The organism is Paenibacillus herberti, assembly GCF_002233675.1.
Classification (GTDB): domain Bacteria; phylum Bacillota; class Bacilli; order Paenibacillales; family Paenibacillaceae; genus Paenibacillus_O; species Paenibacillus_O herberti.
Map to the genome: position 1 here is coordinate 1,535,285 of NZ_NMUQ01000001.1, position 18,914 is coordinate 1,554,198.

Below are 18,914 nucleotides of genomic sequence, written 5' to 3' on the forward strand. Positions count from 1 at the left end.
GGCTAATTTGTCTCCTTCGTATACGGGGGAAATAAGATATTACTACCGCGAAATTATGTATTCTTGTCAAATAAGTACGAAAAAGCCGGCACTTGGCAAGTGCCGGCTCCTCCAGAAGTTATCTTATTTTACGAACGTATGGATCGGATGGCCAAGCGCCACTTCAGCCGCATCAAGCGTAATTTCGCCGAGTGTTGGATGCGCGTGGATCGTCAGAGCAATATCCTCCAGCGTAGCGCCCATCTCGATCGCCAGACCAAGCTCAGCGATCATATTGGAAGCTTCGATACCGGCGATATGAGCGCCAAGTACCAAACCGGAATCTTTGTCTGCAACGAGCTTCACGAAGCCTTCAGCAGCGTTCAGAGATAGGGCGCGTCCGTTAGCGGCAAATGGGAATTTGCCAACTTTAACGTTGTAGCCTTTCTCTTTTGCTTCTTTTTCGGTCAAGCCAACGCTTGCGCACTCCGGATCGGAGAAGCAAACAGCAGGCATACATTTGTAGTCCACTTTGCTTGGTTCGCCAGCAATAACTTCAGCCGCAACGCGACCTTCGTACATAGCCTTATGTGCAAGCGCAGGTCCTGGAACGATGTCGCCGATAGCAAAGATATGAGGAATGCTTGTGCGGCCTTCATCGTTGACTTCAATCAGTCCACGATCGGTCATTTTGATGTTGATCAGATCAAGACCAAGCTCTCCGTCCGTGTTTGGACGACGGCCGACCGTTACGAGCAGATAGTCTGCAGTAACTTTCTCTTCCTTGTCGCCAACCATGTACGTAACCGTAACGTCCTTATCCGTCTGCTCAGCACCTTTTGCTTGAGCGCCAGTAATAATCTCAGCGCCTTTTGCTTTGAGTTTCTTCGCTACGAGTTGGGACATATCTTTATCAAATCCAGCCAGGATGGAGTCCAGACCTTCGATGATCGTTACTTTTGTGCCGAATTTGCTGTACATTTGGCTCAGCTCGACGCCGATGTAGCCACCGCCGATAACGGCCAGGCTTTTCGGAATTTCAGGCAGAGACAATGCACCGGTGGAGGAAATGATACGTCCGCCAAACGGGAAAGCTTTCAGCTCGATCGGACGGGAACCCGTCGCGATAATGCAGTTCTTGAACCGGTAGCGCGGAGCTTCCTGGTCGTTGAATACACGAGCTTCGTTTTCGTTGATGAACATAACTTCACCAGCGAAGTACTGGATCTTGTTCGCTTTGAGCAAGCTGGCAACGCCGCCAGTAAGCTTCTTAACGACTCCGCCTTTGAACTCCTGGATTTTGTTCCAGTCGACTTTCACGTCGCTAGCGGTGATGCCGATAGCTTCAGCGTGGCTGACGTTGTCGAATTGATGAGAAGCCGAGATCAGAGCTTTGGAAGGAATACAACCTACGTTGAGGCAAACGCCGCCAACATATTCTTTCTCCACGCAAAGCACGCTTTGGCCGAGTTGGGCAGCGCGAATCGCTGCCACATATCCGCCAGGTCCGGCGCCAATTACCAGTGTATCAATATCGAGAGATGCGTCTCCTACTACCATGAGCTTATACCTCCATGATGAGCAGCTGTGGGTCTGCCAAAAGCTGCTTAATGTAGTTCAGGAAATTCTGAGCCGTCGCGCCATCGATGAGACGGTGGTCGAAGCTGAGGGACAGAGCCATTACGGAAGCTGCTACGATTTCGCCGTTTTTGACAACTGGCTTATCGGAGATGCGTCCTACGCCAAGGATTGCCACTTCAGGGAAGTTGATTACTGGCGTGAAGAACATGCCGCCAGCGGAGCCAATGTTCGTAATCGTAATCGTGCTGCCTTTGAGCTCAGCACCGGAGAGCTTGCCGTCACGGCCGCGAAGAGCGAGGTCACGAATGCTGTCAGCGATCGTCCAAACGTTTTTGCGGTCAGCATGCTCGATAACTGGAACGATCAAACCGTTGTCGGTATCGGTAGCAATACCGATGTTGTAGTACTTGCGAAGCACGATTTCTTGAGCTTCTTCGTCTAGCATGCTGTTCATGATCGGGAACTCGCGGACTGCAGCTACGAGAGCCTTAACGATGAATGGCAGGTAAGTCAGCTTAACGCCTTTTTTCTCAGCGACAGGCTTGGCTTTTTTGCGTAGCTCAACGAGTGCGGTTACGTCCACTTCGTCCATCAGTGTTACGTGAGGAGCGGTGTAAACGGATTTCGCCATAGCGTTGGAAATGATTTTGCGGATACCTTTGAACGGCAGGCGCTCTTCAGGACGGTCGCCACCTTGGGATGTAACAGGAGCTGCTTTAGCTTCGCCTGCTCCCTTAGCTGCTGTAGTTGCATTGTCAGCTGCTGCTTCCGGAGCGGATGCACCGCCGCCAGCTGCGAACTGTTCCACGTTCTCGCGGGTAATGCGGCCGTTTTTGCCGGTGCCTTGAATGGCAGTGATGTCTACGCCTTTTTCACGAGCGAATTTGCGAATGCTTGGCGTTGCCAGCACTTGGCCCTTAGCGGAACCTTGCGCTGCAGCCGGCTGAGCTGCTACTGGAGCAGAATCTTTCGCTGTAATCTCCGCATCGCCTTTCACGGCGCCAGGAGCTACATTTTGAGCCTCATCCTTAGCAACTTCCTTCGCGCTATCTTCGCTTGGAGCCGCACCTTCAGGCAGATCGCCTTCTGCGTCAATAATCGCTACGATGTCGCCGACATGGCATACTTGGCCGTCCTTCGTGAGGACTTCCAGAATCGTACCGTTAACTGGGCAAGGAACCTCAACTACTGCCTTGTCATTTTGTACTTCCATAATGATATCATCGTCCGTTACTTTGTCTCCGACTTTGATATGCATTTTAATAATTTCGCCTTCATGAAGGCCTTCGCCCAGTTCCGGGAACCGGTATTCAAACTTTGCCACGAGGTGAACCTCCTTTTGCATGTAGAGCTGAGCTGTTCCTGGGACAAGCCTTAACGCCAAGCGCCCGGCCTGTTCCTAGCGGATGCCAGCTTCAGGGGTATAGATGAAAGCGGAGCAAGGAACGCTCCGCTGTACACTTTAAAATTCCAAAACTTTCTTCACGTTCGCGATAACACGAGCTGGAGATGGAAGCCATTGGTCCTCAACTTGCGCGAAAGGATAAACCGTATCGGGTCCAGCTACACGAAGTACAGGAGCTTCCAGATGGAGAATCGCTTTCTCGTTGATTTGGGCGATGATCTCAGCTGCAGCACCGGAAGTTTTTTGAGCTTCTTGCACAACGATAGCGCGGTTGGTCTTTTTGATGGACTCAACGATCGTATCGATGTCAAGCGGCAACAGCGTGCGGATGTCGATAACTTCCGCCTTGATGCCTTCTTTCTCAAGCTCTTCAGCTGCTTTAACCGAAGTATGAACCATCATACCGTAGGTAATGATCGTTACATCAGAACCTTCACGTACCACATTGGCTTTGCCAAGCGGAATCGTGTACTCTTCTTCCGGCACTTCGGCGCGGAAAGCACGGTACAGGTTAAGATGCTCCATGAAGAATACAGGATCATTGTCGCGGATAGCTGCGATCATGAGGCCCTTTGCATCGTATGGATTAGACGGGATTACAACCTTGATGCCTGGCGTTTGCAGAGCCAAGCCTTCCAGGGAATCCGTGTGAAGCTCAGCTGCTTTAACGCCGCCGCCGAAAGGTGTACGGAATACGATCGGCGAATTGTAGCGACCGCCGGAACGGTAACGCATACGCGCTGCTTGAATGAACATTTGGTCCATTGCTTCATAAATAAAACCTACGAATTGGATCTCAGCAACAGGGCGGAAACCTTGAATACCGAGGCCTACTGCCATGCCCGCCAGAGCGGACTCAGCAAGCGGCGTATCGAATACGCGATCCTCGCCGAATTCCTTTTGAAGTCCTTCTGTTACGCGGAAAACGCCGCCGGTGTGGCCAACGTCCTCGCCGAATAGCATTACATTCTCATCCCGCTTCAGCTCAGTGCGAAGAGCGTCGCGAATTGCTTCCAACATGTTCATTTGAGCCATGATTAACAGGTTCCTCCTTAGGGGAACGGCTCCCCGCCGTTCCGGACTCATCCATCGCTTGATTTAAAAATTAGAAATCGGCTTTTTGCTCTTCCAAATGAGCTGGTGTATGTTCAAACATCGAGTCGATCAGTCCGCCGACCGTCATTTTTTCAGTTGCTTCCGCTTTTTTGATCGCTTCGTTAACAGTAGCTTTTGCTTCGTCTTTCACGCGAGCTGTGTCTTCTTCGCTCCAAAGGCCCTTCTTCTCGAGGAACTTGCCAAAGCGGATAATTGGATCCTTGAGGGACCATTCGCCCTCTTCATCCTTGGTGCGGTACTTGGTCGTGTCATCGGCCATGGAGTGCGGACGGAAACGGTACGTAAGCAGCTCAAGCAGTGTAGCGCCTTCGCCGTTGCGACCGCGCTCTGCAGCTTCCAATACAGCCTTGTAAACAGCCAAAACGTCCATACCGTCAACTTGGATGCCTTTGATGCCAGCAGCAAGCGCTTTATGAGCGATCGATTGGGCAGCCGTTTGTTTCTCGTAAGGAGTTGTGATTGCATAACGGTTGTTCTGAACGGTGTAGATAACGGGCAGCTTGTAAGCTCCAGCAAAGTTCAGACCTTCGTAGAAGTCACCCTCGGAAGAACCGCCGTCACCCGTGTAAGTAATGGCTACGCGCTTCTCGCCGCGCTTCTTGAACGCCATTGCTACGCCGGTCGCATGCAGAATCTGCGCGCCGATGATAATTTGTGGCATAAGCACATGTACGTCCTCTGGAATCTGGCCGCCATGTTGATGACCACGGGAGTACAGGAATGCTTGATACATTGGAAGGCCATGCCAAACGAGCTGCGGCATGTCGCGGTAGCCTGGGCAAATGAAGTCATCTTTGTTCAGTGCGAATTCGCTACCGATCATCGATGCTTCTTGGCCAGATACTGGCGCATAGAAACCAAGACGGCCTTGACGGCCAAGGTTTACAGCGCGCTCATCCCAAGTACGTGTGAATACCATGCGGTACATAAGTTCCTTCAGCTGTTCGTCGCTGAGGTTGGGCATAAGGTCAGGATTAACGACTTCGCCTTCAGGAGAAAGAATCGTAAGCGGCGTTACGTCCTCGCTATGCACTTCGTAAGAATGCTTGTTCAGCAGCTTGCTCATCAGAGAGGTTCACCTCGATTTGTTATTTGAAACTTGCATGCTTCTGTTATAGAATTATTATAAACCTGTTTTGATGATACGGTCAAAGCAAAAAAGCAAAATAACGTTGCTTTTTCATTACTTTCACGTTTTTTAGGCATTAAGTGTATGTGTAACAGAACAATTAATGTGGTAGTACAGTGTAGTACAATAACGTTTTCATTGATTGGCCATACTAGAGCTGGCCGTCCCGTAAATGGCGCGCCTCCCTATTGTTTACCCTTAGGCGCGTCTTCCCATGCAACAGAGGAGGAATTGTCCGATGTCGGATGACAAATATTTAAAACGTACCATCGTAAAAGAGACGGTGCCGAGCCGTTATTTGGAAGACGGATCACGGGAGCTACGCATCTATTTGCCCCCTGGCTATAATGAAGTATTGAGCTATCCCGTCGTATACGGCCAAGATGGAGAAGATTTGTTCAACTTCGGCAGAGCGGCCACTTTGGCCAATCGCCTCATTATTGATGGCGAGCTTGAACCCTTCATTTTAGTCGGCGTGGACGTGAACAAAAAAAAGCGCACCTCGGAGTACGCGCCTGACGGAGAGCGGCATGAGGCGTACATTTCCTTTTTTGCTGAGGAGCTGCTTCCCTTTATAGAGGAACGCTACCCCGTGAGAAGGGAACGCCGGGAACGACTGCTTATCGGGGATTCCCTCGGCGGTACGGTCTCGCTGCATCTTGCACTCCGCTATCCAGAGCTGTGGAATCGAGTTTTGTCCTTGTCCGGAGCGTTCTACGGCGCCTCGCAGACGATCGCCAGCAAGCAAGCTGATCTCTCATGGTTGCAGCTTTATCAATACGTCGGTTTGCAGGAGACGGACTTTGAGACGGACACTGGCGTTTATGATTTTGTAAAGCTCAATCAGGATATGTACGCCATCCTCAGCGACCGTGGAGCCGACATCCGCTACATCGAGAAGGACGGGAAACATCAATGGGGCTCCTGGCAACAGGAAATTCCAGACGGCCTTCAGCATTTTCTTGATTAAGACGAGTATATCAGCAAAAAGGAGTCGCCCTCTAGCCAAGTTAGAGGGCGACTCCTTTGATTTTGGTACGGTTATCGGATTGCCAATTCATGGGCAATTCGATCAAGCAGGCGGCTGCAGCCCGCGGTCACTAGCTCCCGCGTCTGGTTGAAGTCTCCGGTGTAATACGGATCGGGCACCCCGTCCATATTCTTTTCCGGCAGCAAATCCATGAACCTCATGAGATTCCCTTGCGGAGTATAACCACCGGATTGAATCAGCTCCCGCACATCTCGCTCATTGGCGCTATCCATTACTACGATATAATCGGAATCTTGGAGATCCTGGCGATCGACCAGCCGCGACTTCATGCCATCGTAGGAGATGCCGGCGCTGTCGAGCTCGCGGCGCGTGCCCTCATGAGGAATCTTGCCGAGATGCCAATCTCCGGTGCCCGCACTGTCAGCCTCCACTAGCTGCCCCATATTTCGTTCTGCGGCCATATGCCGGAACACGGCTTCAGCCATAGGTGACCTGCAAATATTGCCAAGACAGACGAAAATAACTTTTACTTTGTGCTCCATTTTAGAACATGCCTCCTTCACTGCGATCTCCTGCAGCGGAACGAAGCGATCTTCGCGGTAAGCTCCACTTGAACACAACGGACAACATCCGCAAAATGATGATAAGCGCGAACAGTATCATCAGTCCTAGCGTGCCGCTGAACCATCCGATACCAATTCCAGCACCGGCTAAAATGGCCCAAACCGCATAAATCTCATCCCGTAGCACTAGCGGCTTGCGGCCCGCCAGCAGATCTCGAATGATGCCGCCGCCGATGCCGGTAAGTGTCGCCGCAACGAGCACGGCACTGAGTGGATGATTCATCTCCGTTGCGTACAATGCTCCCTGGATCGCAAATGCGGACAGTCCGATCGCATCGAACAGCGCTTCGGCCTTTCGCCAATGCTGAATCCAGCTCACGGGGAGCAGAAACACAACCGTCATGGAAGCCAAAGCGATTTGGATCAACAAACCCTGAGACCATAAAGTTGTAACAGGAATGCCGATCAGCAAATTGCGGATAACGCCGCCGCCAAACGCGGTGACTAGCCCCAATACGAATACGCCCAGGATGTCGTACTCTTCCTCCATAGCCACAATCGCTCCGCTCGCCGCGAAAGCAATCGTACCAATGATGCTGAAAACGGCAAAAATATCGGTGTACAAGTCCAAACGCCCCCGCCATTAGAATGCAGTCAACCATCCCTCCTATAATAGCCGCGAGTGTCCCATCCCGCAACCGAATTGCCAGCATTTGTCCATGCGCGATATAATGAGCCGCAAACCATTTTTCGGAAGGAATGAAAAAGATGCCGGAAACCCCTCAGCGGATCGTTATCATCACAGGAGGAAACCTTGGCGCATGGATGATCGGCAAGCTGCGTCCTGATGACTATATTATCGGCGCCGATGCCGGCGCGCTGTTCCTTGTGCGCAGCGGCATCTGTCCCGATCTGTCGCTCGGAGACTTCGACTCCGTCACGGAGGAAGAGATGGGGGAAATCATCCGCGGAACTCGCGAGATGGCTTCTTTTGATCCGATTGACAAAAATTACACCGATACCGAGCTAGCTCTCATGAGAGCTATAGAGCGAAAACCATCTTCCATCTTGATTTTTGGCGCTTTGGGCAGCCGCTTTGACCATTCTCTGGCCAATGTACATCTGCTCCGCAAGGCAGCCGAATGCGGCTGTGCGGCGGTTATAGAGGATGCTTCCAATCGGATTCAGCTCATCCAAGGTGGTCAAACACTGACGATCCAGCGCAGCGATCTGCTGCCGCATGTGTCCCTGTTGCCGCTCAGCGAGGAAGTTCACGGGATTAATCTGGAAGGATTCCAGTATCCTCTCCATGACGCCACGCTGCGCATCGGCCAGTCGCTCGGAATTAGTAATGTGCTGGCAAACGATGTTGGCACTATTCGCTCCAGCAAAGGCTGGCTGCTCGTTATGGAAACAGCGGGTTAAACTCGTTTATTGGGGCCCGCCTGCGCCGCCGTTACTGCTCGGTGTCTCGATGCGCATTCCCTCGACATGTTTACGTGACATGAGGTTCCGTGTTTTACGGTTCTCCTTGCTGTCGAATACGATATTCATATCGTATTCCTCGCCCGGATACAGGCTGTCCCTGCTTATATAGAGGGAGAGCCTTTTTCTGTTGAACGTTTTTTTCTCCTTTTTGACCTGGACGATGACCTCTCCCCTCTCATCCGCCTCCCGGTAAACGATGCCGGTCCGCTTCAAGGGATGAATCCAAACGCAGTCTCCCACATTGAACTCCTTGGGCTTGGCGGTGTTCTTGATTGGCTTCGGCGGCTGTGGGTCGGCGAGCTGTGTCACATCCGTCGGTTTCAGGGCGGTAGGCTGCGATGTTTGCCGCGATTCCATGACGAGTCCAATCTTCGGCTCGAAGTTGGATTCCTCCTTATTACCGGTGTTCTGACGGCTTCCTTCTACCCCCTCCTCAAGCAGTGCTGTGCTTTTGCCCGATGCTGTCGTGCTGGCGCCGCTCGCCTTAATTTCTTCGGCTCGCTTAAGCACCCGCTCCGGCAATCCATATCGCTTCGCGATCGACAGAGCATAGCTGTCCCCTGCCTCGCCAGGCTCCAAGCGATAGAGCGGCTGCAGCGTTTCGGCGTCGAACGCCATTCTTGCATTCATGCAGCGCGGCGTCCGGGAGGCGTAGGCTTTGATCTCGTTAAAGTGGGTCGTAACGGCAAGCTTCGTACCTCTTCTACCTAGCTCTTCCAGGACGGCGATCGACAGCGCAATGCCCTCGCCCGGATCGGTGCCGGCTGCAAGCTCGTCTAGCAGCACCAGCGTTCTTCCGCCTGCCGTGCCCAGAATATCGTTCAGAACAGCCAGATGGGACGAAAAGGTGCTAAGCGACTGTTGAATGCTTTGACCGTCGCCAACGTCAGCCAGCACATCCTCGAAGATGCCAAACTCGCTTCCCTCCTCTGCTGGTAAGAACAATCCGGCTTGAGCCATCAGCGTGAACAGCCCGAGCGTCTTCAAAGCGATTGTTTTGCCCCCGGTATTGGGGCCGGTGATGCATAGCTGATCCCAGCCGATACCGAGCTCAGCATCAATCGGCATCGCTTTGTCGCCGAGCTGCGGATGCCGTCCACCTTTGAGCCGGATGATCGGTTCGGCGGTCAGCTCCGGCCTGATACCATCGTAAGAGCGAGCCAGCTTGCCGCGTGCCAAAATAAAATCAAACAGAGCCATAGCCTCCAAGTTAACCGCAAGCTGGGAGCCATTTTCCTCCGCCATAGAGGAAAGCATCGAGAGAATCCGCGTTCGCTCCTGTTCTTCCTCCTGTTTCCACATGGACAGCTCCGCCTGCAAATCGGCCACATCCGACGGCTCGATGAACAGCGTTTGACCGCTGGAGGATTCATCCCACACGGTCCCCGGCACGAGCTTGCGCTGGTCGCGGCGCACAGGAATGACATATCGCTCCCCTCTGCGGCTGACAATAGCCTCCTGAAGTGAGCTACGGTATTTAACTAGAGCCGCGTCCAGCTTGCGGCGAACCCGATCTTCAGCCACCCCAGCGCTCCGGCGGATGCGGGATAGCTCTGGGGAAGCGTTGTCGAGCAGCCAGCCGCTGCGAATGCAGCGATCGATCTCAGCTTTGAGATTTGGGCAATCCTGCATGGAGTCCGCATAACCGGACAACAGCGGCGCCAGCTCTCTTTTGGCCGCCATATATCGTTTCATCTGCCCAATGGAAGCGAGCCAGGAGGAAAGCACATCAAGTTCCTTCTCATCATAGATCCGGCCTTTGCCGAGCAGCGAGAGGAAAATTCCGATGCCTTCCATCGAGGAAAGCGGCACGCTAGATCCGGCGCGCAGCAGTGCTTCCGCTTCGGCTGTTTCATGCTGCCAAGCCGCTGCTTGACGGAGCATTGTTGACGGGAAATGTTTCTCTGCGAGCTTTCTACCGGGTTCGGACACGGTGAAGCTGCACATGTTATCGTGAATAAAGCTATATTCCAAGCGCATCATGGATGCCTGGTTCATAAAGGATTCCTCCTAAAGTTAGGTGTCGCATTAATACTTCAAGCACTTCAAGCCTGTTCATGCCAACCACAACCGCAATCCCGATCCCCGCAGCAGGATGGAAAAACAAAAAACAGGAACAGAACGCATAGGCGTTCCATTCCTGTTAAGTTGCAGCCCTCTAACCTATCCGCAAACATACTCGCTGTCTAAAAAGAGCGCAAGTAAGCCCGAAAGGTGAAAAAAGGCTGGCTATCGTTAACTAGGGGTTGGATGCTTGTGTTCAGAACTCTATCATGGGCACACTTCAAGAACCCTAGGCGGGCATACGCAAAAAAGCGTTAGCCAAATCGGCTCTTGAAGGTTTACCCTATGAAATTATGAGATCTGAACACCCGTAATCATTAATAGCTCCCCTTTTTGGAAGATCGGTTTGGAGATGTTGAGACATAAACTTTGGCTTGCCTTTTATCCTAACCTTCTGGACAAGTGGAAGTCAACCTCTCCATTCGCCGATACTTTACCCGTGAAGGATTTTGCAATCGGCGTTATAATGGAAACACAAGGAAATTGAAAAGGAGGAATGCTGGGCATGAAACAACAGCGGCTGCTTCTCCCGTATGTAACCTCTAAAGGCTGGCTCTATGCCGCCGCCCTGCTCGCAATTGCGCTCGGGAACATCATTCAGTCCCTTTATCCCCGAGTGCTCGGTGAGTTCACCGACAAGCTCCAAAGTCGATCGCTTACCCCCGAGATCATCGCTCAGTCTGCCTTGCTCCTTGCCGGCATCGCCGTGCTTTTCACCTGTTTGGCTGGCTCTGGCCAATACTTGGTCATGAGGCTTGGTAGAGAGTTTGAGCGGCTGACGCGCAAGCAGTTGTTCCGTCATTTTACCCGGCTAAGCGAGGCCTACTATGCCAGTCATGGAGTGGGCCATATGCTTAGTTATGTGCTTAGCGACGTCAAATCCGTGCGTGAGGCGATTTCCTCCTGCTTCAGTCAAACCGCCAATGCCGTCATTTTGCTGATCAGTGCATTGATCATGATGAAGGTTTCAGGATTGCCGCTGGGGTTGATCACTCTTTGCGTATCGCCGCTCCTACTTATTCCGGTGTTGGTCGTCTATTTCGGCCCCCGCATCCGCAAACGCTCACGTGAAGTGCAAAATGACCTCGCCGCAATGACGGAATCGGCCGAGGAGCAGATTGGCGGCATGCGGGTCACGCAGAAATTCTCGGTTGAGCCGATGATGGAGGCGCGGTTCGGATCACATGTTGATGAGGTTTACAGCAGCCAGCTTAGCCTGGTGAAAATGAGCTCCCTGTTTCAGGCACTAATACCCTTCCTGGGCTCAGTCTCACTTGTTCTGACGCTTGTAGCTGGAGGCTACCAGGCGCTCACCGGAGCTATTACGATCGGTATGTTCGTTTCCCTTACCCTCTATATGAGGCTGATCATCAATCCTTTGCAAATGATCGGCAATGTCATCAACACGATGCAGCGATCCAGAGCTAGCCTGGAAAGACTGCAGGAGCTCCTGTCAACCCGACCGGACATCCGCAATGCCGCTGATCCGCTGCCTTTTCCCGCCGAGGCTGGCATCGTCATAAAAGGTTTGACCTACAGCTACCCCGGGGCGGCTCAGCCAGCGCTGCAGGATATTGAGCTGCAAATCCGGCAAGGCTGGACTACGGGCCTGATCGGACGAACCGGCAGCGGCAAAACGACGCTCGCCAAGCTGCTGCTGCGGATGATGGAAGCTCCAGAAGGTGCTATCTTGATCGATGGCCTGGACATTCGGGGGATCGATGTCCACTCGTTGCGCGATTCCATCGCTTATGTGCCGCAGGACGGGTTCCTTTTCAGCACGACGCTGCGTGACAATATCGCATTTGCCAAGCGGGATGCCGATCAGCAAGAGGTCGAAGAGGCTTCCCGATACGCGGGCATCTATGAAAATATTCTGGAGTTCAAAGACGGCTTCAGCACGAAGCTGGGCGAACGCGGCGTGACGCTGTCCGGCGGACAGCGCCAGCGCACTAGCCTGGCTCGCGGTCTTATCAAGCAGGCGCCGCTGCTTATACTGGATGACAGTGTCAGCGCGGTCGACGCCGTAACAGAATCCGCCATTGTGGCAAGCATACGACAGGTAAGGCGCAACAAAACGACGCTGATCATCGCGCATCGGATCAGCGCCTTGAAACATGCCGACGAAATTATCGTGCTCGACGAAGGGCGAATCGTCCAACGGGGAACGCATGAGTCCCTGCTTCAGGAGCAGGGGCTGTATGCCGAGCTGGCGAGCCTGCAGCAAGGAGGGATGGGCCATGGCCGGACAGGAGCCTGAGAATCGGGCGAAGCAAGACCGCGAAAAGGCAGGCCAAAGCGCCGCGATCCGCGGGCTGCTCGTTTATGCCAAGCCTCATAAGCGACAATTCGTCGGTGTTGTCGGCTGCACGATCATCGCCATTGCCGCCGACCTACTTCAACCGTACATCGTTAAGATCGCTATAGACGATCATCTGATGAATGGCAGTAAAGAGTTCAGTCCCCTGCTTCTGCTGGGTGGCCTATATTTGCTGCTCTCCCTGCTCTCCCTGCTGTTTTCGTATATTCAGAACCAGCTGATCCAGATTGCCGGCCAAGGCATTGTGATGCAGCTGCGCAAGGATCTGTTCCGCCATCTTTCCAGACTATCGCCATCATTTTACGATCGGATGTCCAGTGGAGGGCTCGTAACCCATATTTCCGGAGATACCGAGACGGTGAGCCAATTTTTTACACAGGTATGTCTCAGCCTTGTGCGCGACGGCATGACGCTCGCCTTCATTCTCTTCTTCATGTTCCAGCTCGATCCGGTGCTCGCCGGATACAGCCTGCTGTTGCTGCCGGCCATCGCGCTAATTGCCGCATTGTTCCGTGGTTATATGCGCAAGACGTATCAGTTGTCCCGCAGCCGACTATCGCGTTTGATCGCTTTTACCGCCGAGAACCTGAGTGGGATGAATCTTGTGCAGGCATTCCATCAGGAGCGCGAGCAGGTAAAACAGTTCGAGGATCGCAACAGCTCTTACTATGAGGCTAACTTGCGGGAAATCCGCACTAATGTGCTGTTCAATCGCTCCTTCGACCTGCTCGGCAATCTATCAGTCGCGTTTGTTACCTGGATCGGCGGTCGAGCCGTATATGGTGAAGGGCTTGAATTCGGCGTTTTATATGCTTTTATTACGTATATCCGTCAATTTTTCCAGCCAATCAACTCCATTACCCAACAATGGAACACACTCCAGGCCGCTTCCGTTTCCGCCGATCGTATATGGAGGCTGTTCAAAACCAACTCGGAGCTGGCAGACAAAGGAGTAACTACGATCGGTCAGGATGGTGATCCGCGGCGCGCCGTTGGTGCAGTGCGTTTCAACGACGTCGTGTTCGGCTACACTCCCGAAGAGCCTGTCCTGCAAGGCATCAGCCTGGATATTGAGCCTGGTCAGAGGATTGGGATCGTCGGTACGACCGGAGCTGGCAAAAGCTCGCTGATCAGCCTTTTATGCCGCTTCTACGATACGCAAAGGGGTTCCGTCACCATCGACGGCGTCGATGTGCGCCAAATCCCGCTTGTTCAGCTTCGCCGTGCAGTTGGACTCGTGCAGCAAGAGCCTTACCTATTCTCAGGCTCCATCATCGACAATGTGCGGCTGTTCGACTCCTCTATCAGCCCGGAACAGGTGCGAGAGGCTTGCCGCTTCGTTGGCGCCGATGCGCTGGTCGGGCGGTTGCCCGATGGTTACGAAACGCTGCTCAGTGAAAAAGGAAGCGGGCTGTCCGCCGGTGAACGGCAACTGATCAGCTTCGCTCGCATCGTTGTGTTCCGCCCTTCTATCCTTATCCTTGATGAGGCAACGGCCAACCTCGATTCCAGCACCGAGCAGATGGTACAGCAGGCGCTGAACTCCGTTTCAGTCGGCCGCACCACATTTGTCATCGCACATCGCATCTCGACGGTTATGGATGCTGACCGCATCATCGTCCTGCGCAGCGGGCGCATCGCGGAGTCCGGCTCACATAGCGAGTTGATGCGCCGAGGTGGCTACTATGCCCGTTTATACGCGCATTCCCAAGGGGAGCAGGAGGAGCAACCGGCAGGATAAGGATATGGAGAGGCTTATGCCGCTAAAATCGCCGGGTCTTCAAATAAAAGGGAGCTGCCGTCCCAAGCGAAATTCGCTTGGGACGGCAGCTCCCTTTTATTTATTCTAAATGCGTCAGAATCATGCTCTATTCCCGCCCAAGCTCCGCTCCAAGCCAGAGGAGGCAAAGTGTACTCCAGCAGGCAGCTCATAATTCCTCGTACTATCAATATCATGCGAAAGATGAGTCAGCAGCATTTCAGCCGGTTGCAGTTCCAGGAGCAGCTCCAGCGCTTCTTTGACATCATAAACGGACCGAGTGTGGAACGGATAAGGTTCCTTGTAAAAGCTCGTCCCGAGCACGATAAGCTCGCAGTTCATCATAGGTCGCTTCTGGCTCTCGTCCAGCCCTATTGAATCTGAGCAGTACACCCAGGCGTAGCCTGTGCTCTTCTGCTCGAACCGATACGCATAGGCGTAGCCGTTATGCCCATGGTAAACGCGCCAACAGCTCACGGTCCAGCTGCCGAACTGCAGCGGCTCATCCGCGGCGCGGAACTCAATCCAGCGATCCAGCCACGGAAAGCGGCCCTTGATTTCATCAATGACTTCCTGCGGCGCGTAGGCGATGCCCTTCTCCTTCGTCCAACGGCATGCATCCGCCCATTCAATCAGTCCACCGATATGGTCAAAATGTGCATGAGTAATTAAAATCCGCCGGATGCGCCGCAAGCCGGCTGCCTCCATTTGCCGTCCCCAGTCCGGTCCGCAATCGATCAGCGTAACATCATCAGCTCTATTGTCGCCGTCCAAGCCTTTTAACAGCAGCATCGACCGCAGGCGGCGGTTGACACCACCTGAACGAGCTTCCTCGCAAACGGCGCAGTTGCAGTACACGCGGGGCACACCCATGGAATCACCCGTCCCGAGGAATTGGATATTCACTGGGGAAAGATTCTGTTGATCATTCATCGTCATGTCCAGCCTACAGCGGCAGCAGAGCTACGACGTCACGCTGTTTGAGCGTCTCCACCATGTCGTACCATTGCTGCGGCTTTTTCTCAATTGCCGAATAATAGACCTCCAAAAAGGTTGCCGCGAGAGCGCCGGAAATTTGAGAAAGCTCTTCATCCTTCGGCAGGAAGCCGAGATCCAGCCCGCTGACCGCTCCGCCTTCCAAATCCCAGGACGGGTGTACATAGTCCAGCTCCAGCCTTTTGTAGCCGATATGGGACAGCACTTCCCGCCTCACGATCGGGTTCATCGGATTGACACCTCCGAAAGAATGCTCCGTGCGATATGGATCATAAATTTCCGCGAACATGCCGATCGGCTCCGTGCCGGACTGGGCAGCAAGGCGGGTCAGCTCCTTTTCGCGGGAGCGCAAGAGGAAACGACCAATGCCAAGGCCCGGTTTGCCAATAATCGTGAAGTCTGTCATTGCCACACGCAGCTCAGGGTAATAACGATACTCCGTCGCCCCTACAGCCTCGTCACCCTGCAGAGCGACGCACACATGAATGGTCGGGTCCTGAAGCGGCTCACGCCACAGCTCGTAAGCTAGCACCTCCTCAGGAGGGAAAACCTCCTGCAGCAGACGGTGCAACTTGGGGAAATGTTCATCCTCAATGGAAGTAATGCGATAGAAGTTCATCGATAATCTCCTTATGTACAAGTAGTCAGTGGTTGAGAAAAGGATTGCGCCATTCCATCATTGCAGCATAACCGCAAGATTCCTCGTCGTCCAAATAGTTCGCCGCAACACCGGCCGGAGTACGGCCGCAGCGCAGCAGGAAGGTCAGCACCGGATCGCGCAGCTCTCCTCGCAGCACAGCATCGACGTATGCCTCGGCGCTCAGCTCCGAGGCATGGAGATGATAACCTGGCAGCCTGCCGCCGCCAAGCAGCCGCTTTATCCGCAGTTGTACAACCGTTTCATACATCGACTGCATGAGCCATTTGCCAATACCGGTTTTACGATACTCCGGCACAACACAAATATCAACAGCATACAAAGTATCGCCATCTGGATCATGCGTGTTAATGTATCCGTCAGCAGTCATCTCTGCCCAGCTAAGATGATTCGCGTCTGTCGAGCGTGTGCGCATGCCAGTCATCGAACCGATGATTGTTCCGTCGATTTCCGCACATAACGCCCCTTCTGGAAACCGGCTGACATGCTGTGCCAGTTGCTTCCGATTCCATAACAGCTCCTGAGGATAAGGAGGCGGAAAGCTCAGCCTCTGTACCGCAATCAAAGCTTCCGCATCCTCCAGCGTGTAGCACCGGATACGCGTCTCTACAGGTTTGCCGTCATGCAGGACGAACAGAGTCTTTTCCAAGCTGTCTGCCCCCTCTCTACTTGTTCAAAACCAATCGGGATAAAGGTCGGTCCTGCGATCACGCCATGTCGTCACTGAACCGCTCAGTCGCACATCATGCAGCAGTTGCAAATCCAAGTCTGCAACGATAAGCATATCGTGGTTCTCCGTCCCTTCGCTCATGATGCCCCGCGGTGGAAACGGAATGTCATTGGGAGTAATGACTGCTGCCTGTCCGTAGTTTGCTCTCATAAAATCAACCTTGCGTAGGGAGCCGGTCGTCCCAGTGGTGACGATGTAAACTTGATTTTCCACCGCCCGGGCATGGGCGCAGTAACGGACGCGATAAAATCCGTGGCGGTCATCCGTGCACGAAGGACAGAAAATAACGTCCGCCCCTTTGGCGCGAGCCATTCGGACAATTTCGGGAAACTCAATATCGTAACAAGTGAGCATGGCTATTTTGCCAAAAGGTGTATCGAATACGTCCAAGCCGTCTCCGGGCGACATATTCCACTCCTCCACCTCAGTTGGTGTGAGATGAATTTTCGCCTGGGTGTGAATGGCTCCATCAGGCTGGAACAGATACGCCGTGTTGCGCAGTTTGCCATCCGTCGATTGCACAACATGAGTTCCGCCCACGATAAACATGTTATATTCGGCCGCGAGCGCCTTGAAGAGCTCCTCATACTCATCCGTAAAATCAGGGAGTCGATCGATGGGAAGCGCATTGCCTTGCTCATCGCCGATGGACAGCAGCTGAGTGGTCAGGAACTCTGGGAACAACAGAAACTGCACCCCGTATTCCGCAGCATTACGGGCATAATGAGTCACCTGAGCGGCAAAATCCGCAAAGGAATTAATATCTTCCAGGTGATATTGAACGGCAGAAACTCGATATTTCATCTTAAACTTCCTCCTCGAATCAAAATCCCGTGAATTATGAGAGTATTTTCACATTGTTCTCATATTCCTGCTTCTAGCGCGCCACAGCAAGGTTTCTCTTCTTACTGGTAAAAAATAGGTTATTCTTATTGTGATATATTGATTTTAGTTCATTACATACTTACGTACAAACGTACACCATGATGGAGGGACACCACAAGATATGCGCATAAGCAACTGGAAAAAAACGATTTCCCGCCTCAGCCTCTGCGCTGTGATCGGAATGGCTGGCTTCAGCATCGGAACGATTCAGACGGCGTCTGCCGCTACCCCTAAATCAGAAAAGCTGCTCAGCTACGGCAAAAAGTACCTTGGAGTTAATTATCGGCTTGGAGCGCCAAGCGGAGTGACCTATGCCTTCGACTGCTCCTCGTTCACTCAATATGTATTTAAAAACAGCGGAGTTTCCCTGCCACGCACTTCAAACGCTCAATATAATAAAGGCCAAAAGGTCGCACGCGGCAACCTTAGCAAAGGCGATCTTATATTCTTTACAGGCCGCAGCGGCAAGGGAATCGGCCATGTCGCCATCTACGCAGGCTCTAATAAGATTTTGCATACTTACGGTAAACCTGGAGTTACGGTTTCCAGCCTTGGCACCTCGTACTGGAACGACCATTACGTCACCGCTAGACGGGTTCTCTAATTGGTGATCTGTTTAAGGAATGAAGCTATATGACTACGTGTTTCTAACACAAATGTCATGCAGCTTTTTTTTTGCTGTGTTCTCACCAAAAGAGCTATCCGATGGATAGCCCGGCATGCGTTACTTCTTAGCTCTTCCCGCTATTTGCCTTTCGGCATTACTTCAACTGCAATCTCCGCCCATTTAGTCGAGCCGTACGGCGATGTCATTCCCCCTGCGAATACGTCCGGACTAAGTATATTAATCAAATAATTACCTGGTTCATTGATCGCAACCGACCCGCTAAACTCTCTATTCTCGTTCATCTGAACGACTGTTTTTTTGCCGCTTGTTTGATAGTCTCCATTCTGGAACTTCGTCAATTGAAATCCAACAACCTGACTCCGAATATCCTCATCCATATTGACAGATCCGCTAATGTCTATGGCTTCTCCAGCCTGTACCCGCAGATAGCCTTGTGTTGGCTTATTAAACACGATATCATCCGCATACATATCATACACATATCGGACAGGAATCAAAGATGGATCCTTAACGATCCGATTGACAATGATGTCTGCAGATGGATTGTCACTTTCCATTTTTTGTATCTAAATAATTCAATACGACACCGCGTTAATACATCTTAAAAAAGCACAAAAAGAAA

Annotated in this window: 17 protein-coding genes; 5 read left to right on the plus strand and 12 right to left on the minus strand. The window is 52.6% G+C overall.

All coding sequences use genetic code 11. The annotated features are described in order from the left end of the window. Positions 1 to 123: 123 nt before the first annotated feature. The 4 genes from lpdA to pdhA form a co-directional block, all read right to left on the minus strand. A complete protein-coding gene (gene lpdA / locus CGZ75_RS07055) occupies positions 124 to 1,539 on the minus strand; it encodes a dihydrolipoyl dehydrogenase (RefSeq protein ID WP_089523512.1) in 1,416 nt (471 codons plus the stop codon). A gap of 4 nt (positions 1,540 to 1,543) precedes the next feature. Next, positions 1,544 to 2,884: a dihydrolipoamide acetyltransferase family protein gene (locus tag CGZ75_RS07060; protein WP_089523513.1), complete on the minus strand. Its 1,341-nt coding sequence runs from the start codon at positions 2,882 to 2,884 to the stop codon at positions 1,544 to 1,546. A 138-nt stretch (positions 2,885 to 3,022) separates the two neighbouring features. After that, positions 3,023 to 4,000: an alpha-ketoacid dehydrogenase subunit beta gene (locus CGZ75_RS07065; RefSeq protein ID WP_089523514.1), complete on the minus strand. Its 978-nt coding sequence runs from the start codon at positions 3,998 to 4,000 to the stop codon at positions 3,023 to 3,025. Between the two features lie 70 nt (positions 4,001 to 4,070). Further along, positions 4,071 to 5,147, minus strand: a complete 1,077-nt coding sequence (gene pdhA, locus CGZ75_RS07070) for a pyruvate dehydrogenase (acetyl-transferring) E1 component subunit alpha (protein WP_176444711.1) — start codon at positions 5,145 to 5,147, stop codon at positions 4,071 to 4,073. Positions 5,148 to 5,448: 301 nt separating this feature from the next. Here pdhA and CGZ75_RS07075 point away from each other — a divergent pair, with 301 nt between their 5' ends. Next, positions 5,449 to 6,180 (plus strand): alpha/beta hydrolase, encoded by a 732-nt coding sequence (locus CGZ75_RS07075; protein ID WP_089523515.1) that lies wholly within the window; start codon positions 5,449 to 5,451, stop codon positions 6,178 to 6,180. Between the two features lie 71 nt (positions 6,181 to 6,251). On the opposite strand, the gene CGZ75_RS07080 is transcribed toward CGZ75_RS07075, so the two are convergent. Beyond that, positions 6,252 to 6,743 carry a low molecular weight protein-tyrosine-phosphatase gene (locus CGZ75_RS07080; protein ID WP_089523516.1) on the minus strand — a complete coding sequence of 164 codons (492 nt, stop codon included), beginning with the start codon at positions 6,741 to 6,743 and terminating at the stop codon, positions 6,252 to 6,254. Between the two features lies 1 nt (position 6,744). Then, entirely contained in the window at positions 6,745 to 7,395 is a 651-nt protein-coding gene (locus CGZ75_RS07085) for a trimeric intracellular cation channel family protein (RefSeq protein ID WP_089523517.1), read from the minus strand. Positions 7,396 to 7,532: 137 nt separating this feature from the next. Here CGZ75_RS07085 and CGZ75_RS07090 point away from each other — a divergent pair, with 137 nt between their 5' ends. Beyond that, complete coding sequence (locus CGZ75_RS07090) at positions 7,533 to 8,189, plus strand: thiamine diphosphokinase (protein WP_089523518.1); 657 nt, start codon at positions 7,533 to 7,535, stop codon at positions 8,187 to 8,189. Positions 8,190 to 8,195: 6 nt separating this feature from the next. On the opposite strand, the gene CGZ75_RS07095 is transcribed toward CGZ75_RS07090, so the two are convergent. Next, a complete protein-coding gene (locus tag CGZ75_RS07095; RefSeq protein WP_089523519.1) occupies positions 8,196 to 10,250 on the minus strand; it encodes an endonuclease MutS2 in 2,055 nt (684 codons plus the stop codon). Between the two features lie 571 nt (positions 10,251 to 10,821). Between CGZ75_RS07095 and CGZ75_RS07100 the strand changes: the two genes are divergently transcribed. Then, complete coding sequence (locus CGZ75_RS07100) at positions 10,822 to 12,576, plus strand: ABC transporter ATP-binding protein (protein WP_089523520.1); 1,755 nt, start codon at positions 10,822 to 10,824, stop codon at positions 12,574 to 12,576. Further along, positions 12,557 to 14,377, plus strand: coding sequence for an ABC transporter ATP-binding protein (locus CGZ75_RS07105; protein WP_089523521.1), 1,821 nt, complete (start codon positions 12,557 to 12,559; stop codon positions 14,375 to 14,377). The genes CGZ75_RS07100 and CGZ75_RS07105 overlap by 20 nt, the downstream gene beginning before the upstream one ends. Before the next feature lie 120 nt (positions 14,378 to 14,497). Here CGZ75_RS07105 and CGZ75_RS07110 read toward each other — a convergent pair whose 3' ends face one another. From CGZ75_RS07110 to CGZ75_RS07125, 4 genes are read right to left on the minus strand one after another with little or no spacing between them, the layout of a single operon-like run. Next, positions 14,498 to 15,328 carry an MBL fold metallo-hydrolase gene (locus CGZ75_RS07110; protein WP_089523522.1) on the minus strand — a complete coding sequence of 277 codons (831 nt, stop codon included), beginning with the start codon at positions 15,326 to 15,328 and terminating at the stop codon, positions 14,498 to 14,500. Positions 15,329 to 15,341: 13 nt separating this feature from the next. Next, positions 15,342 to 16,010, minus strand: coding sequence for a GNAT family acetyltransferase (locus CGZ75_RS07115; protein WP_089523523.1), 669 nt, complete (start codon positions 16,008 to 16,010; stop codon positions 15,342 to 15,344). A 25-nt stretch (positions 16,011 to 16,035) separates the two neighbouring features. Further along, positions 16,036 to 16,698, minus strand: coding sequence for a GNAT family N-acetyltransferase (locus tag CGZ75_RS07120; protein ID WP_089523524.1), 663 nt, complete (start codon positions 16,696 to 16,698; stop codon positions 16,036 to 16,038). Positions 16,699 to 16,722: 24 nt separating this feature from the next. After that, positions 16,723 to 17,583: a carbon-nitrogen hydrolase family protein gene (locus tag CGZ75_RS07125; RefSeq protein WP_089523525.1), complete on the minus strand. Its 861-nt coding sequence runs from the start codon at positions 17,581 to 17,583 to the stop codon at positions 16,723 to 16,725. 202 nt (positions 17,584 to 17,785) lie between these two features. Here CGZ75_RS07125 and CGZ75_RS07130 point away from each other — a divergent pair, with 202 nt between their 5' ends. Then, complete coding sequence (locus CGZ75_RS07130) at positions 17,786 to 18,268, plus strand: C40 family peptidase (protein ID WP_089523526.1); 483 nt, start codon at positions 17,786 to 17,788, stop codon at positions 18,266 to 18,268. Between the two features lie 140 nt (positions 18,269 to 18,408). Here CGZ75_RS07130 and CGZ75_RS07135 read toward each other — a convergent pair whose 3' ends face one another. After that, complete coding sequence (locus CGZ75_RS07135) at positions 18,409 to 18,849, minus strand: hypothetical protein (RefSeq protein ID WP_089523527.1); 441 nt, start codon at positions 18,847 to 18,849, stop codon at positions 18,409 to 18,411. Between the last annotated feature and the right edge of the window lie 65 nt (positions 18,850 to 18,914).

Coding starts and splice junctions, on each gene's coding strand:
- pdhA (WP_176444711.1), bottom strand. CDS start 5,147: ATGAGCAAGCTGCTGAACAAGCATTCTTACGAAGTGCATAGCGAGGAC.
- CGZ75_RS07105 (WP_089523521.1), top strand. CDS start 12,557: ATGGCCGGACAGGAGCCTGAGAATCGGGCGAAGCAAGACCGCGAAAAG.
- CGZ75_RS07110 (WP_089523522.1), bottom strand. CDS start 15,328: ATGAATGATCAACAGAATCTTTCCCCAGTGAATATCCAATTCCTCGGG.
- CGZ75_RS07065 (WP_089523514.1), bottom strand. CDS start 4,000: ATGGCTCAAATGAACATGTTGGAAGCAATTCGCGACGCTCTTCGCACT.
- CGZ75_RS07090 (WP_089523518.1), top strand. CDS start 7,533: ATGCCGGAAACCCCTCAGCGGATCGTTATCATCACAGGAGGAAACCTT.
- CGZ75_RS07115 (WP_089523523.1), bottom strand. CDS start 16,010: ATGAACTTCTATCGCATTACTTCCATTGAGGATGAACATTTCCCCAAG.
- CGZ75_RS07125 (WP_089523525.1), bottom strand. CDS start 17,583: ATGAAATATCGAGTTTCTGCCGTTCAATATCACCTGGAAGATATTAAT.
- CGZ75_RS07095 (WP_089523519.1), bottom strand. CDS start 10,250: ATGAACCAGGCATCCATGATGCGCTTGGAATATAGCTTTATTCACGAT.
- CGZ75_RS07080 (WP_089523516.1), bottom strand. CDS start 6,743: ATGGAGCACAAAGTAAAAGTTATTTTCGTCTGTCTTGGCAATATTTGC.
- CGZ75_RS07135 (WP_089523527.1), bottom strand. CDS start 18,849: ATGGAAAGTGACAATCCATCTGCAGACATCATTGTCAATCGGATCGTT.
- CGZ75_RS07100 (WP_089523520.1), top strand. CDS start 10,822: ATGAAACAACAGCGGCTGCTTCTCCCGTATGTAACCTCTAAAGGCTGG.
- CGZ75_RS07130 (WP_089523526.1), top strand. CDS start 17,786: ATGCGCATAAGCAACTGGAAAAAAACGATTTCCCGCCTCAGCCTCTGC.
- CGZ75_RS07075 (WP_089523515.1), top strand. CDS start 5,449: ATGTCGGATGACAAATATTTAAAACGTACCATCGTAAAAGAGACGGTG.
- lpdA (WP_089523512.1), bottom strand. CDS start 1,539: ATGGTAGTAGGAGACGCATCTCTCGATATTGATACACTGGTAATTGGC.